Origin of the sequence: Streptomyces sp. MK7 (genome assembly GCF_032658145.1) — a bacterium.
GTDB classification, from domain to species: domain Bacteria; phylum Actinomycetota; class Actinomycetes; order Streptomycetales; family Streptomycetaceae; genus Streptomyces; species Streptomyces spiralis.
On record NZ_JAVACL010000008.1, the window covers coordinates 59,471 to 74,734 of the forward strand.

The following is a 15,264-nucleotide window of genomic DNA, read 5'->3' on the forward strand; positions in this document are numbered from 1 at the left end:
GATTCCGTCGCGTAACCAAAAGGCAACAACGGAATCACTTGTTGGACCCCCTGTCCTCTGTCAGGATCGGCACTCAAATCGAGCTGGAGCTACGCCAGCCGACCCCGTGCGAAGCGGGGCGACGGCGGAGGAGAGCGACATGCACAAACCGGGCACCGCCACCCCGGAACGATTCCCCGCGCACGACCGCCTCGCGGACGGCGCGCAGTACATCGCAGGACGCCCGGCGAAGGGCACGTCCGGTCGCACCCACGCCGTGGTCGACCCGGCCACGGGCGAGGACGTGTACACCTATGAACTGGCCGGCGCCGAGGACGTGGACGCCGCGGTCGCCGCCGCTCGGGAGGCGTTCCCCGGCTGGGCGGGCGCCACGCCCGGCGAGCGCTCCGACGCGCTGCACCGCTTCGCCGCCGTACTCGCCGAGCGCGCCGAGGACTTCGCCCGCGCCGAGTCCCTGCAGTGCGGTAAGCCGCTGAAGCTGACCCGTGAGTTCGACGTGCCGGGCACCGTCGACAACACCGCCTTCTTCGCGGGCGCCGCCCGGCATCTGCAGGGCCAGTCCGCCGGTGAGTACTCCGGCGACCACACCTCCTACGTCCGCCGTGAGCCCATCGGCGTCATCGGCTCCATCGCCCCCTGGAACTACCCGCTCCAGATGGCCGCCTGGAAGATCCTCCCGGCGATCGCGGCGGGCAACACCATCGTGCTGAAGCCGGCCGAGCTGACCCCGCTGACCTCGCTGATGTTCGCCCGGGCCGCCACGGACGCGGGCATCCCGGACGGTGTCGTCAACATCGTGACCGGCACCGGCCGGGAGGCCGGCGAGCACCTGGTCGGCCACCCCGGCGTGGCCATGACCTCCTTCACCGGCTCCACCGCCGTCGGCCGGCGCGTCGCCGAGATCGCCACCGCCACCGTCAAGCGGCTGCACCTGGAGCTCGGCGGCAAGGCCCCCTTCGTCGTCTTCGACGACGCCGACCTGGACGCGGCGGTCAACGGCGCGGTCGCGGGCGCGCTCATCAACACCGGGCAGGACTGCACGGCCGCCACCCGCGCGTACGTGCAGCGCCCGCTGTACGAGGAGTTCGTGCGGCGGACCGCCGCTCTGATGGAGACCGTCCGGCTCGGCGACCCCTTCGCCCCCGGCACCGATCTGGGCCCGCTGATCTCGCACGCGCAGCGGGACCGCGTCGCCGGGTTCGTGGACCGGGCACGTGCCTACGCGCGCGTGGTCACCGGCGGCGAGGCCCCGCAGGGGGAGCTGAAGGACGGCGCGTACTACCTCCCCACGCTGGTGGCGGACGCCGCGCAGGACAGCGAGATCGTCCAGTCGGAGATCTTCGGCCCGGTGCTGGTCGTCCTGCCGTTCGACACCGATGACGAAGGGATCCGGCTGGCCAACGACACCCCGTACGGTCTGGCCGCCTCCGCCTGGAGCCGGGACGTCTACCGGGCGAACCGCGCCACCCGGGAGATCAGGGCGGGCTGTGTGTGGATCAACGACCACATCCCGATCATCAGCGAGATGCCGCACGGCGGCTACAAGTCCTCCGGCTTCGGCAAGGACATGTCCACGTACTCGTTCGAGGAGTACACGCAGATCAAGCACGTCATGTTCGACAACACGGCGGTGGTCCGCAAGGACTGGCACCGCACGATCTTCGGGGACCGATAGTCACTCTCAGGCCGTGACCAGGCCGAACCCTCCGAAAGGGCACCACGCGCATGGAGCAGTACGAGCCCGACCGCCCGTCCCCGGCCCTCGAGGCCGCCGTACGGCGCAGCTTCCGGGGCGGACGGGCCGCCCTCACCCGGCGTTCCCTGCTGCGCGCCTCGGCGGGCGGGGCGCTCGCCGTCGGCGGACTCGGCGCGCTGAGCGCCTGCGGCATCCCGGCGGCGACCAAGACGCAGGGCGGCGTCTCCGCCGACGACCACTCGGCCAAGGAGAAGGTCGTCAACTTCTCCAACTGGCCCGAGTACATCGACGTGGACGACAAGACCAAGCGTCATCCCACGCTGGACGCGTTCGCCAAACGCACCGGCATCCAGGTCAAGTACACCGAGGACATCAACGACAACGACGAGTTCTTCGGCAAGATCCAGCCGGAGCTCGCCGCCGGCCACGACACCGGCCGTGACCTGATCATCCTCACCGACTGGCTGGCCGCCCGCATGATCCGCCTCGGATACGTGCAGAAACTGGACCCGTCCAACCTGCCGCACGCCTTCGCGAACCTGTCGGACCAGTTCCGCGCCCCCGACTGGGACCCGGGCCGGGCGTACTCGTATCCGTGGCAGGGCATCTCGACCGTCATCGCCTACAACAAGAAGGCGCTGGACGGCGTCGAGGTGAAGTCGGTCTCCGACCTGCTGGACAACCCCAAGCTCAAGGGCCGCGTCGGCTTCCTGACCGAGATGCGCGACAGCATCGGCATGACGATGCTCGACATGGGCAAGGACCCGGCGAAGTTCACCGACGACGACTTCGACGCGGTGGTCGCGCGCATCCAGAAGGCCGTCGACAAGGGCCAGATACGCCGCTTCACCGGCAACGACTACACGTCCGACCTCACCAAGGGCGACTTCGCCGCGTGCATCGCCTGGGGCGGTGACATCGTCCAGCTCCAGGCGGACAACCCGGACGTCGGCTACCTCATCCCCGACAGCGGCTACATGACGTCGACCGACAACATGCTCGTCCCCAACAAGGCGCGCCACAAGACGAACGCCGAGCGGCTCATCGACTACTTCTACGAGCCCGAACCGGCCGCCGAACTCGCCGCCTACATCAACTACGTCAGCCCGGTCGCGGGAGTGAAGTCGTATCTCGCCAAGATCGACAAGGACGCGGCGAACAACCCGCTGATCCTCCCCGACAAGGCCATGGCGGCCAGGTCCCACGCCTTCCGCTCGCTGACGCAGGCGGAAGAGACGGCCTACCAGCAGAAGTTCTCCAAGCTCACAGGGGCGTGACGACGATGACGACGACAGACAACAGCGGCGACGTCCGCCTCTCCGGCATCGGCAAGACCTACGGCTCCTTCACCGCCGTGCACCCGCTCGACCTGACCGTGCCCCAGGGCTCCTTCTTCGCCCTGCTCGGCGCCTCAGGCTGCGGCAAGACCACCACCCTGCGCATGATCGCCGGTCTGGAGGAGCCCACGCAGGGCACCGTCCACCTCGGCGACCAGGACGTGACCGCTCTGCCGCCCTACAAACGCCCGGTCAACACGGTCTTCCAGTCCTACGCCCTCTTCCCGCACCTCGACATCTTCGAGAACGTCGCCTTCGGCCTGCGCCGGCGCGGCATCAAGAGCGTGAAGAAGCAGGTGGAGGAGATGCTGGAGCTCGTCCAGCTGGGAGAGCAGGCGCGCAAGAAGCCGCACCAGCTCTCCGGCGGCCAGCAGCAGCGCGTCGCCGTGGCCCGCGCGCTGATCAACCACCCCAAGGTGCTCCTCCTCGACGAGCCGCTGGGCGCCCTGGACCTGAAGCTGCGCCGTCAGATGCAGCTGGAGCTCAAGCGCATCCAGACCGAGGTCGGCATCACCTTCATCCATGTCACGCACGACCAGGAGGAGGCCATGACCATGGCCGACACGGTCGCCGTGATGAACGCGGGCCGCGTCGAGCAGCTCGGCTCGCCGACCGACCTGTACGAGAACCCGGGGACGACCTTCGTCGCGAACTTCCTCGGCACCTCCAACCTCATCGAGGCCGAGGTCGACAGCACCAGCGGCGACGACCTGGTGCTGAAGGCGGGCGGCGGCAAGCTGGTGCTGCCCCGGGCGCGCTGCTCCGCGCCTGCGGCGGCCGGCGGCAAGGTGCTGGTGGGCGTCCGCCCGGAGAAGATCTCCCTCACCCACGCCGACGACGCCGGGGAGATACCGGAGGGCCGCAACCGCCTCACCGGCAAGATCGCCGACGCGAGTTTCATCGGCGTCTCCACGCAGTACGTCGTCGACAGCCCCGTCTGCGACGAACTCGCGGTGTACGTCCAGAACGTCGAGCGCGACGGCCGGCTCGTGCCCGGCGCCGACGTCGTCCTGCACTGGAGCCCCGCGCACACCTTCGGCCTGGACGCGGCCCAGTCCCTGCTTGCCGGGACAGTGGGCTCCGCCGGCGTGGAGACCGTCGAGGAAGAGGCCGCGTAGACATGTCGACCCTCACCGAGGCGCCCCCGCCTCTCGCCTCCGCCGCACCCGCGAAGAAGCCCCCACGCAGGCGCGGCCGGCTCACCCCGTACTGGCTGCTGCTCCCCGGCATCCTCTGGCTGATCGTCTTCTTCGCGCTGCCGATGATCTACCAGGCCTCCACGTCCGTGCAGACGGGCTCCCTGGAGGAGGGCTACAAGGTCGCCTGGCACTTCGCCACCTACTGGGACGCACTGTCCGAGTACTGGCCGCAGTTCCTGCGCTCGGTCGCGTACGCGGCCGCCGCGACCGTCCTGTGCCTGCTCCTCGGCTACCCGCTGGCCTATCTGATCGCCTTCCGCGCGGGCCGCTGGCGGAACCTGATCATGATCCTGGTGATCGCGCCGTTCTTCACCAGCTTCCTGATCCGCACCCTGGCCTGGAAGACGATCCTCGCGGACAACAGCCCGGTCGTGCACACCCTGAACACGCTGCACATCCTGGACCTCACCAGCGCGCTCGGCTGGACGGCCGGCGACCGGGTGCTGGCCACCCCGCTGGCGGTGGTGTGCGGACTGACGTACAACTTCCTGCCGTTCATGATCCTGCCGCTGTACACCTCGCTGGAGCGGATCGACGGGCGGCTGCACGAGGCGGCCGGCGACCTGTACGCCAGGCCCTGGACCACCTTCCGCAAGGTGACCTTCCCGCTGTCGATGCCGGGCGTGGTCTCCGGCACGCTGCTGACCTTCATCCCGGCGGCCGGCGACTACGTCAACGCCGAACTCCTCGGCTCCACCGACACCCGGATGATCGGAAACGTGATCCAGACGCAGTTCCTGCGGATCCTGGACTATCCGACGGCCGCGGCCCTGTCCTTCATCCTCATGGCCGCGATCCTGGCCATGGTCACGCTCTACATCCGCCGCTCCGGGACGGAGGATCTGGTCTGATGCCCTTCGTCACCTGGCTCAAGCGCCATCTCGTCGTCATCGCGGGACTGCTGACGCTCGCCTACCTGCTGCTGCCGAACGTCATCGTCACGGTGTTCTCCTTCAACAAGCCGAAGGGGCGCTTCAACTACGAGTGGCAGCAGTTCTCCACGGCCGCCTGGAAGGACCCGTGCGGTGTCGCCGGCCTGTGCGGCTCGCTGTCCATCAGCCTCCAGATCGCCGTATGGGCGACGATCGGCGCCACGATCCTCGGCACGATGATCGCCTTCGCGCTGGTCCGCTACCGCTTCCGGGCCCGCGGCGCCGTCAGCTCGCTGATCTTCCTGCCGATGGCGATGCCCGAGGTCGTCATGGCCGCCTCGCTGCTCACCCTGTTCCTCAACATGGGGGCGCAGCTGGGGTTCTGGACGATCCTCATCGCGCACATCATGTTCTGTCTCAGCTTCGTGGTCACCGCCGTCAAGGCGCGCGTGATGTCGATGGACCCGCGGCTGGAGGAGGCCGCCCGGGACCTGTACGCGGGTCCCGCGCAGACCTTCCTGCGGGTCACCCTGCCGATCGCGGCACCCGGGATCGCCGCGGGCGCGCTGCTGTCCTTCGCGCTCTCCTTCGACGATTTCATCATCACCAACTTCAACGCCGGCTCGACGGTCACCTTCCCCATGTTCGTGTGGGGTTCGGCGCAGCGCGGAACACCCGTTCAGATCAATGTGATCGGCACGGCCATGTTCCTCGTCGCCGTACTGTTCGTCCTGGCCTCCATGCTGATCGGCAATCGCCGCAACAGGCAGAAGGCATAACCGGAAGCATCCTGTGGGGAGTTGAAATCATGGCCCCGAGCGCCATGAGCCGTCACGACAACTGGACGAAATCCCTGTCCGAGGCACAGCCGGTCCCGTACTGGCTGGAGGACCCCGGCAAGCCCCACCCCGAGCCCGCCCTCACCGGCACCGAGACCTGCGATCTGCTGGTGGTCGGCGGCGGCTACAGCGGACTGTGGACCGCGCTGAACGCCAAGGAGCGCGATCCGCAGCGGGACGTGGTGCTGCTGGAGGGCCGCGAGGTGGGCTGGGCCGCCTCGGGCCGCAACGGCGGGTTCTGCGCCGCCTCCCTCACCCACGGACTGCCCAACGGCCTCACCCGCTGGCCTGACGAGATCCACAAGCTGGAGGAGCTGGGCGCCCGCAATCTCGACGAGATCGAGAAGGCGGTCGCCCGCTACTCCCTCGACTGCGACTTCGAGCGCACCGGTGAGATCGACGTGGCCACTGAGACCTACCAGGCCCGGGAGCTGCGCGACTGGCACAAGGAGCTGGAGGACAAGGGCCTCGCGGACGGCGTCGAGTTCCTGGACGCCGAAGCGGTCAGGGAACAAGTCGACTCACCGACTTTCGAGGCGGGTCTGTGGGACCGCAGGGGGGTGGCCATGGTCCACCCGGCCAAGCTCGCCTGGGGCCTCAAGCGCGCCTGCCTCCGGCTCGGCGTCCGGATCCACGAGCACACCCCGGCCCTGACCCTGAAGCCGTACGGCGCCGGCATGGCCGTACGCACACCGTACGGCGCCGTCCGGGCCCGCCAGGTCGCGCTCGGCACGAACATCTTCCCGAACCTGCTCAGACGGGTTCGTGCCTACACCGTCCCGGTCTACGACTACGCCCTGATGACCGAGCCGCTCACCGCCGACCAGATGGCGTCCATCGGCTGGAAGAACCGTCAGGGCCTCGGCGACTCGGCCAACCAGTTCCACTACTTCCGGCTCTCCGCCGACAACCGGATCCTGTGGGGCGGCTACGACGCGATCTACCCCTACGGCGGCCGGGTGCGCGCCGAGTACGACGACCGCCCGGAGACGTACGCCAAGCTCGCCGGGCACTTCTTCACCTGCTTCCCGCAGTTGGAGGGCGTCCGCTTCACGCACGCGTGGGGCGGGGCGATCGACACCTGCTCGCGGTTCTCGGCGTTCTTCGGCACCGCCCACCGGGGCCGGGTGGCGTACGCGGCCGGATACACCGGCCTGGGTGTGGGCGCGACCCGCTTCGGTGCGGAGGTGATGCTGGACCTGCTGGCCGGTGAGCGCACCGAGCGGACCGGGCTGGAGATGGTCCGCACCAAGCCGCTGCCCTTCCCGCCGGAGCCGATCGCCTGGACCGGCATCGCGCTCACCAAGTGGTCGCTGGCACGGGCGGACGCGCACGGCGGCCGGCGCAATCTGTGGCTGCGCACGATGGACCGGCTGGGCCTGGGCTTCGACAGCTGAGGCGCACGGGGCGCACTGCGGGTGGTGAGCCGTGCGGCACCTGGGCCGGCGGTGAGCCGTCAGGCCGTACGGCGGCCGTGCGCCCGGTGCGCGCCCCGGTCGCGAGCCGGTTCACTCCCTTTCACCCCTTCACCCCGACGAGAGCCCCGAACCCGCGTAATGCCTGCCGGGAGACCTCCCTCTCTCCCGTGGACGCGACCGGCGTCCACGACGAGACAGGGAGGTCTCCCCATGACTGGCGCGAAGACGGCGGTCGAGTGGCTGGCATCCGTCGCACCGGACCCCCGGGCCTGCCGCCGCGCGTGGCAGGGCGACCCCCGCGGGGTCGCCCTGCTGCCCGCGGGCAGGGCCTGGGACGTACTCGTCCTGCCGGCCGAACTCGGTTACCCCACGCTCGACGTCCTCACCCGCGTCCTGGATCAGGTCGGCCCGGTCCTGGCCGGTTTCGGCGATGGACGGCTGGGCTTCCTGGTCCCGCCGGGCACGGCGGCGCGCTGGCTCGGCACCGGGGTCCTCGCCGCCGGGGCCGGCACCTGGATCGTCGTGCCGTACCCGGGGCACGGGTCCGGCACCGTGCGCTGGCTGATCCCGCCGGACGGCTCGGGCACCCTCACCGACCCGGCGCTGCTGGAACTGGCGATGCACGAGGCGGCGGCCCTGGCGGCGGAGGAGGACGGCTGACTCCACGGCCCGTACGGCGCCGTAGGTCTTGACAACCCAATTGGTCTGGACCAAATTGGGCGCGCTCCTCCCTCCGCTCCCGCTTGCAGTCCCCCTTGCGGTTCCTCTCGCAATTCCCCCTCGTCCGGAGGCACTTGTGGATCGCGGCAGACACAGACCAACGACACGCCGACTGCTCGCCGTGCTCACGGCGGGCCTGCTGGCCGTGCCCGGCATCACCGCGCTGTCGTCGGCCGCCCGCGCGGCCGACGCGGACCTCGCACGCAACGGCGGCTTCGAATCCGGCCTGGACGGCTGGACCTGCACGGCCGGCTCCGGCAAGACGGTCACCAGCCCCGTACACGGCGGCACGTCCGCGCTGCAGGCCACCCCGGCCGGCAGCGACAACGCCCAGTGCGCGCAGACGGTGTCCGTCCAGCCGAACTCCCAGTACACGCTGTCGGGTTACCTCCGCGGCTCCTACGTCTACCTGGGCGCGAGCGGCACCGGCACCACCGACGTCTACAACTGGACCCAGTCCGCGGCCGACTGGCAGCAACTGACCACCACCTTCCGCACCGGCGCGCAGACCACCGAGGTCACCATCTACACGCACGGCTGGTACGGCACCGGCGCCTACTACGCCGACGACATCTCGCTCGTCGGCCCCGGTGGCGGCACCACCCAGCAGCCGCCCGCGGCGCCCACCGGCCTGAAGACCGGCACGGTCACCTCCACCAGTGTGGCCCTGTCCTGGTCACCGGTGGCGGACGCGACGAGCTACGCGGTCTACCGCAACGGAACGAAGGTCCAGACGACCGCCGGCGCGTCGGCGACGGTCACGGGTCTGTCCCCGTCCACCGCGTACAGCTTCCAGGTCACGGCGGTGAACGACGCCGGCGAGTCCGCGAAGTCGTCGACGGTGACGGCGACCACGGCCGCGGACCCGGGCGGCCCCGGAGGCACCTCGGACCTTCCGCCGCACGCCCTGGTCGGCTATCTGCACGCCGGCTTCGCCAACGGCTCCGGCTACACCCGCATGGCCGACGTCCCCGACAGCTGGGACGTGATCGACCTGGCCTTCGGCGAGCCGACCTCGGTCACCTCCGGCGACATCCGCTTCAACCGCTGCCCGGTCACCGAGTGCCCGAACGTGGAGAGCGACGCCGACTTCAAGGCGGCCATCAAGGCCAAGCAGGCGGCGGGCAAGAAGGTCCTGATCTCGATCGGCGGCCAGAACGGCCAGGTCCAGCTGACCACGACGGCGGCCAGGGACACCTTCGTCTCGTCGGTCTCGAAGATCATCGACGAGTACGGCCTCGACGGCCTGGACATCGACTTCGAGGGCCACTCGCTCTCCCTGAACACCAACGACACGGACTTCAGGAACCCGACCACCCCGGTGATCGTCAACCTGATCTCGGCCCTGAGGACCCTGAAGGCCAAGTACGGCGCCACGTTCGTGCTGACGATGGCCCCGGAGACCTTCTTCGTGCAGATGGGCTACCAGTACTACGGCACGGGCAAGTGGGGCGGGCAGGACCCGCGCTGCGGCGCCTACCTCCCCGTGATCCACGCCCTCCGCAACGACCTGACCCTGCTCCACGTCCAGGACTACAACTCCGGCCCGATCATGGGCCTGGACAACCAGTACCACTCCATGGGCGGCGCCGACTTCCACATCGCGATGACCGACATGCTCCTGACGGGCTTCCCGGTGGCGGGCGACGCGGGCAGCCTGTTCCCGCCCCTGCGCCCCGACCAGGTCGCGATCGGCATGCCGGCCTCCACCCAGGCGGGCAACGGCTACGTGGCCCCGGCGGAGGTCACCAAGACCCTGGACTGCCTGACGAAGAAGACCAACTGCGGCTCGTACACCACCCACGGCACCTGGTCGGCCCTGCGCGGCCTGATGACCTGGTCGATCAACTGGGACCGGTTCGGGAGCCGGCAGTTCCAGAACACCTTCGACGGCTACTTCGGCTGAACCCGCCGATCACCAGCCACAGCACCGAGAGCAGCACGGCACACAGACACCAACTGGCCACCACATCCAGTGGCCAGTGGTAGCCGCGCCGCACCAGCCCGTACGAGACACCGAGCACGAGCACGGCACACAGCACCACGACCGCCGCACGGGCCAGGGCCGCACGCAGCCACGGAAGGAGCACCAGGGCCGCGGCCCCGTAGCCCGTCGCGGCGGTCGCGGTGTGCCCGGACGGGTAGTACCCCACCCCGGGCGGCATGACATCGGTCCCGTGCCGGGCGGTCCACTCCTTGAGCGGCACGAGAAGCACGGGAAGCAGCGCCATCAGCAGACCGGCGGCAAGAGGCGGCAGCCACCAGCGTGCCGCACCGGCACTCCGCCCCCGCCAGGCGACGTGGACGAGCACCACCACCAGCACGGGCACGGCAACCTGCACACTCCCGAGATCGGAGAGCACCTCGGAGGCCCGGTCCGGACGCACCAGCGCGTCACTGACCCGCTGGTCCACGCGCAGCAGCGGCCCGTGGGTGACGACCTGCCAGGTGATCACGGAGAAGAGCCCCGCCGGCACCATCACGAGCAGGACCAGGAAGGAAAGCAGGGCACCCCGCCCGACCGCAGGGTGCCCCTGAGTTCCGCGCCGCCCGCCGGGCGCGCGCTCGAGTTCCGTTTCTCGCGAGGTCGACACAGTGCCCAGCTTCGCAGGTCCCCCGCGGGCACGCTCGCCGGCTGTGGGCCGCGGCGGGTGCGGCCGGGCCCGTGCATGCCGAAGGGCCGGCGCAAGGGGGGGATTCGCGTCGGCCCTCCGGGCGGGACGGCCGTTGCGTATGTCTGCGGCCGTCCTGATCGGAACGTCGCGCGCCCCGGGGGGTTTGGGGCGGGCGACCGTCCGATCGGTGAGGAGACCCGGAGCCCGGAGGCTCCGGTTGTGTGCGCGAGGCACGAAACCAGGTCGAAGCTGGGGAGGCGACGGCCTGATGTCGCCCGCAGTCGCCCGCGGGCGGGTGTATCTCTCATCTGGAAGTAGACGCTACGGCAGGTGGGGGGCGGAGGACAGCGTCAACGGCGTCCTGCCATCCACCCCGCACACGTTCTTCACACGGTCTGCCGTCCGTGCCACGCCACCTGTGCGAATGCTCCGCTCAGATGCGCGCGAACGCCTGCTCGATGATGTCCAGGCCCTCGTTCAGCAGGTCCTCGCCGATCACCAGCGGCGGCAGGAAGCGGAGGACGTTGCCGTAGGTGCCACAGGTCAGGACCAGCAGGCCCTCGGCGTGGCAGGCTTTGGCGAGGGCCGCCGTGGCCTGAGGGTCCGGCTCCTTGGTGTCGCGGTCCTTGACCAGCTCGATGGCGATCATCGCGCCGCGGCCACGGACGTCGCCGATGACGTCGAACTTGTCCTGCATCGCGGACAGGCGGCCCTTCATGACCTCCTCGATCCGCTGCGCCTTCGCGTTGAGGTCGAGCTCCTTCATCGTCTCGATCGCGCCGAGCGCGCCCGCGCAGGCCACCGGGTTGCCGCCGTAGGTGCCGCCCAGGCCGCCCGCGTGCGCGGCGTCCATGATCTCGGCGCGGCCGGTGACGGCGGCCAGCGGAAGGCCGCCGGCGATGCCCTTCGCCGTCGTGATCAGGTCGGGGACGATGCCCTCGTCCTCGCAGGCGAACCACTGGCCCGTGCGGCAGAAGCCGGACTGGATCTCGTCGGCCACGAAGACGATGCCGTTGTCGGCGGCGAACTGGCGGATCGCCGGGAGGAAGCCCTTGGCCGGCTCGATGAAGCCGCCCTCGCCCAGCACCGGCTCGATGATGATCGCGGCCACGTTGTCCGCGCCGACCTGCTTGCTGATCTGGTCGATGGCCTGCCCGGCGGCCTCGGGGCCGCAGTTGTCCGGGCCGGTCGGCCAGCGGTAGGCGTAGGCGACCGGAACCCGGTACACCTCGGGGGCGAACGGGCCGAAGCCGTGCTTGTACGGCATGTTCTTCGCCGTCAGCGCCATGGTGAGGTTCGTACGGCCGTGGTAGCCGTGGTCGAAGACCACGACCGCCTGGCGCTTGGTGTACGCGCGGGCGATCTTCACCGCGTTCTCGACGGCCTCGGCGCCGCTGTTGAACAGCGCGGACTTCTTCGCGTGGTCGCCCGGTGTGAGCTCGGCCAGCGCCTCGGCGACGGCCACGTAGCCCTCGTACGGCGTGACCATGAAGCAGGTGTGGGTGAAGTCGGCGAGCTGAGCGGAGGCACGGCGTACGACGGCCTCGGCGGAGGCGCCGACCGAGGTCACCGCGATGCCGGAGCCGAAGTCGATGAGGCGGTTGCCGTCGACGTCCTCGATGATGCCGCCGTCGGCGCGGGTGACGAAGACCGGGAGCGTGGAGCCCACACCCTGCGCGACCGCGGCGGTACGGCGGGCCTGCAGCTCCTGCGACTTCGGGCCGGGAATGGCGGTGACGACGCGGCGCTCCTGCTCAAGTGCGGTCATGGGGGCTCCCTGGTGAGATCTTGCGGGTCCGGCGTACGGCTGCGTACGGCGGTGGCGTACGGGGGCGTTTTTCGGACGCTTTTCCTTCTTTTCTCGCAGGCTAGGGCGGCAGGCGGAGGGTGGGCATGCTCCATGTGGGCGTTGTCGGCGGTCGCGGTTGTCCGCCGTGGATATAGAAGGGGAGAGAGAAGGGGAGAGAGAAGGGACGCCGGTGTCCGCGCCGGGTGCGTGCGGATTGCCGCGCGCCGTACCGCGCAATCGGTGAACTCCCCTTGCCCGGGCATTAGATTGACTCGCTGATGGTGGACGGAGCGGCTGGTCAGGGGGCAAGGCAGATGGACGACGGCGGGACGCAGGACGCCCGGGGCACGCATCCGCGGCATGCGCATCCCGTGCCGCGCCCGGCGGGGCCGCGGGACGCACCGCCCGCGATGCCGCCCCGGCCGACCCGGCCTCCGGGCGCGCCGGGGGCGCGGCCGGGCATGGAGCAGGGGTCACCGCGGCGGGCCGCCGTCGCCGAGTGGCTCGACACTCCCCGGCCGGAGGCCGCGCCCGGCATCTGGCGCTTCGGTCACCGCCCGCCCAAGGGCGGCGAGCCCCGGGACCGGCTGCCCTCCATCACCGTTGTCGGGCTGCTGATCCCCCTGGTCGTGGCCCTGCTCGTGTGGTCCCTGTGGCGTCAGGGCGCCCTGCCCTACCAGGGGGCGCCGCTGAAGCTGTTCACGCCGGGCGACTGGTGGTGGGGCGGCACCGTCTCCCCCAAGGGGATGCAGGGCAGCGAGGCCCGGGTCGTCTACGACGGCGTGTTCTTCGCCGTGCTCGTCTACGCCGTCGCGCGCCTGGGCAGCTGGCCCGAGGTCGTACGGCACTTCGTGGGCCGCCGCCCGCAGCCTGCCCGCGCCCTGTACGCCGCCCTCGGCGCCCTCGGCGCGCTCAGCCTCGTCTTCCCCGGTGCCTTCCCGGGCGTCGACTGGGACCCGCTGCCGGTCGTCGACCCGGTGTTCTCCCTGATCGTCCTGATCTCGGGCGGCTACGACCTGTTCGCCTCCCAGCTGTTCACCGACACGCTGTACGCGGTCATCACCGCACTGGTCGTGTGGCCGTTCGCCCGGCTCGGCGGCTGGTGGGCCTACGCCCGGCAGCTCGCCGCGCGCCGCCGGGCGAACGCCGGCCCCGCCGCCCCGACGGCCGTCGAACTGCCCCGCTCGCAGTGGCCCGAGCTGCGGGACGCCGGCCAGTACCAGGCGGCCGACCTGCTCACCGCCGAGGTGGCCGGCGGCCGGATGAACGACGTGGACTGCGCCCGGATCGAGCGGGCCTGGAGCGAGGCCCGGCGCGAGGCGCGGCTCGCCACCTTCACCGACACCGTGCTGCGTCAGGGCGCCGCCGCGTGGACCCACCCGTCCGGTGCCCGCGACCTGCCCGGCCGCACCGCCCGGCACGACCTGCTCCAGGGGCAGGTGCGCATCGGGCGCTGGGTGCCGGGGGAGCGGGCCCCGCGCGCCTACCACGGCGCCGGGGCGGCCGTGGGCCCGGAGACCCTCGGCACCTCGCTGCTGGTGGTCGGGCCACCCGGCTCGGGCAAGACCCGGCACGTCCTCGAGCCGGTCACCGAGACGCTCGCACTGCAGGCGCTCACCGGCCGGTGCGCGGTCGTCGCCGTCTGCGCCGCCGGTGCGCCGCTCGGCGCGGACACGGCGTACGACGTGGTGGTGCGGATCGGAGACTCCGCCTCCGTGCACGACCTCGATCCCTATGCCGGGTCCGACGACCCCGACGAGGCCGCCGCGCTGCTCGCCGAGGCGCTGGCCGGCGACCTCGACACGGTGGGCGGCCAGAGCGCCGCCACCGCGCTCGCCCAACTGCTCGGCCCCTACCGGTCGGTGCACGGCCACTTCCCGTCGCTGCCGGTGCTGCGCGAACTCCTGGAGGGCGATCCCGGCGCGCTGGCGTCCCTGCGGGCGGGACTCGCCGCCGACGAGCACGCGGTGATGCGCCGCGAACTCGACGCTCGGATGCGCCAGGCGGGCAGCGCCGCCGACGCCGGCCCCGCCCTCGCCGACCGGCTCGCGCTCCTGGACCGGCCGGTCTTCGCCGAGTTCTTCGGCGCCGGCCCCGGCAGCCGGCCGTTCTCGCTGCGCGCCGTCGCCCACCATCCGCTGCGGGTCCGCATCGACCTGCCCGAACGCGGGCACGAGGAGGCGTCCCGGGTGATCGCCCGGCTCGTCCTCGCCCAGTTCCACACCGTCGTACGGGACACCCGGCGCCCCCACTTCGCCTGCCTGGTCCTGGACGACGCCACCGGGACCGTCACCGCCGAGTCGGTGCGCCGCGTCCAGCGGCTGCGCGCGCAGAACGCCGGAGTCGTCCTCGCGCTGCGCACCGTCGCCGACGTCCCCGAGGCGCTGCACGGGCCGCTGCTCGGCGCCGTCGGCTGCCGTATGGCGCTGTCCGGGGTCACCACCTGGGACGGCAGCCGGTTCGCGCACGCCTGGGGCACCGAGTGGGTGGAGACGACCGAGGTCGCCAAGCACACCGTCTTCGCCGACCAGCCGATGACCCGGGCCCTCCACGCCCTGCGCAAGCTGGTCACCGGGAAGGCCGTGACCACCGACGCCGTGACCACCAAGCAGGTCGAGCGGGAGCGCTGGTCCGCCTCCCAGCTGGCCCACGAGGTCCCGCCGGGACACGCGGTGCTGTCGCTGACCAGTGTGGCGGGCGAGCACGCGCCGCCGCTGCTGGTGGACCTGCGCGGCTGAACCCGTCCCGCGACCGGAGGGCAGGGCTCGCGGTCACCGTA

11 protein-coding genes are annotated in these 15,264 nt (G+C 71.0%); 9 read left to right on the top strand and 2 right to left on the bottom strand.

The window, feature by feature from the left end; all coding sequences use genetic code 11:
• Nucleotides 1–139: 139 nt before the first annotated feature.
• From R2S09_RS12715 to R2S09_RS12750, 8 genes are all read left to right on the top strand, one after another.
• The gene (locus tag R2S09_RS12715; protein ID WP_316740997.1) at nt 140–1,675 is read left to right on the top strand and encodes a gamma-aminobutyraldehyde dehydrogenase; all 1,536 of its coding nucleotides are present in this window, start codon (nt 140–142) and stop codon (nt 1,673–1,675) included.
• 50 nt (nt 1,676–1,725) lie between these two features.
• On the top strand, nt 1,726–2,973 hold the full coding sequence (locus R2S09_RS12720; protein WP_316740998.1) for a spermidine/putrescine ABC transporter substrate-binding protein: 1,248 nt from the start codon (nt 1,726–1,728) through the stop codon (nt 2,971–2,973).
• Nucleotides 2,970–4,151: an ABC transporter ATP-binding protein gene (locus R2S09_RS12725; RefSeq protein WP_316741000.1), complete on the top strand. Its 1,182-nt coding sequence runs from the start codon at nt 2,970–2,972 to the stop codon at nt 4,149–4,151. Before R2S09_RS12720 ends, R2S09_RS12725 begins: the two co-directional genes overlap by 4 nt.
• A 2-nt stretch (nt 4,152–4,153) precedes the next feature.
• The gene (locus R2S09_RS12730) at nt 4,154–5,083 is read left to right on the top strand and encodes an ABC transporter permease (RefSeq protein WP_306190307.1); all 930 of its coding nucleotides are present in this window, start codon (nt 4,154–4,156) and stop codon (nt 5,081–5,083) included.
• Nucleotides 5,083–5,883 carry an ABC transporter permease gene (locus R2S09_RS12735; protein WP_306190306.1) on the top strand — a complete coding sequence of 267 codons (801 nt, stop codon included), beginning with the start codon at nt 5,083–5,085 and terminating at the stop codon, nt 5,881–5,883. Before R2S09_RS12730 ends, R2S09_RS12735 begins: the two co-directional genes overlap by 1 nt.
• Before the next feature lie 29 nt (nt 5,884–5,912).
• Nucleotides 5,913–7,340 (top strand): FAD-dependent oxidoreductase, encoded by a 1,428-nt coding sequence (locus R2S09_RS12740; protein WP_316741001.1) that lies wholly within the window; start codon nt 5,913–5,915, stop codon nt 7,338–7,340.
• Nucleotides 7,341–7,571: 231 nt separating this feature from the next.
• Nucleotides 7,572–8,021, top strand: coding sequence for a hypothetical protein (locus R2S09_RS12745; RefSeq protein ID WP_306190304.1), 450 nt, complete (start codon nt 7,572–7,574; stop codon nt 8,019–8,021).
• Nucleotides 8,022–8,157: 136 nt separating this feature from the next.
• Complete coding sequence (locus R2S09_RS12750; RefSeq protein ID WP_316741002.1) at nt 8,158–9,987, top strand: glycoside hydrolase family 18 protein; 1,830 nt, start codon at nt 8,158–8,160, stop codon at nt 9,985–9,987.
• Here R2S09_RS12750 and R2S09_RS12755 read toward each other — a convergent pair.
• The gene (locus R2S09_RS12755; protein ID WP_399143945.1) at nt 9,926–10,675 is read right to left on the bottom strand and encodes a phosphatase PAP2 family protein; all 750 of its coding nucleotides are present in this window, start codon (nt 10,673–10,675) and stop codon (nt 9,926–9,928) included. The two genes, R2S09_RS12750 and R2S09_RS12755, sit on opposite strands and share 62 nt — an antisense overlap.
• 454 nt (nt 10,676–11,129) lie before the next feature.
• On the bottom strand, nt 11,130–12,464 hold the full coding sequence (gene gabT / locus R2S09_RS12760) for a 4-aminobutyrate--2-oxoglutarate transaminase (RefSeq protein ID WP_316741003.1): 1,335 nt from the start codon (nt 12,462–12,464) through the stop codon (nt 11,130–11,132).
• A 335-nt stretch (nt 12,465–12,799) separates the two neighbouring features.
• On the opposite strand from gabT, the gene R2S09_RS12765 reads away from it, so the two are divergent.
• Complete coding sequence (locus tag R2S09_RS12765) at nt 12,800–15,223, top strand: ATP/GTP-binding protein (RefSeq protein WP_316741004.1); 2,424 nt, start codon at nt 12,800–12,802, stop codon at nt 15,221–15,223.
• Nucleotides 15,224–15,264: the final 41 nt, after the last annotated feature.

What these genes read in the sequence shown, in the direction of transcription:
- R2S09_RS12735 (WP_306190306.1), top strand. Translation starts at nt 5,083, where the DNA reads ATGCCCTTCGTCACCTGGCTCAAGCGCCATCTCGTCGTCATCGCGGGA.
- R2S09_RS12720 (WP_316740998.1), top strand. Translation starts at nt 1,726, where the DNA reads ATGGAGCAGTACGAGCCCGACCGCCCGTCCCCGGCCCTCGAGGCCGCC.
- gabT (WP_316741003.1), bottom strand. Translation starts at nt 12,464, where the DNA reads ATGACCGCACTTGAGCAGGAGCGCCGCGTCGTCACCGCCATTCCCGGC.
- R2S09_RS12715 (WP_316740997.1), top strand. Translation starts at nt 140, where the DNA reads ATGCACAAACCGGGCACCGCCACCCCGGAACGATTCCCCGCGCACGAC.
- R2S09_RS12745 (WP_306190304.1), top strand. Translation starts at nt 7,572, where the DNA reads ATGACTGGCGCGAAGACGGCGGTCGAGTGGCTGGCATCCGTCGCACCG.
- R2S09_RS12740 (WP_316741001.1), top strand. Translation starts at nt 5,913, where the DNA reads ATGGCCCCGAGCGCCATGAGCCGTCACGACAACTGGACGAAATCCCTG.
- R2S09_RS12765 (WP_316741004.1), top strand. Translation starts at nt 12,800, where the DNA reads ATGGACGACGGCGGGACGCAGGACGCCCGGGGCACGCATCCGCGGCAT.
- R2S09_RS12730 (WP_306190307.1), top strand. Translation starts at nt 4,154, where the DNA reads ATGTCGACCCTCACCGAGGCGCCCCCGCCTCTCGCCTCCGCCGCACCC.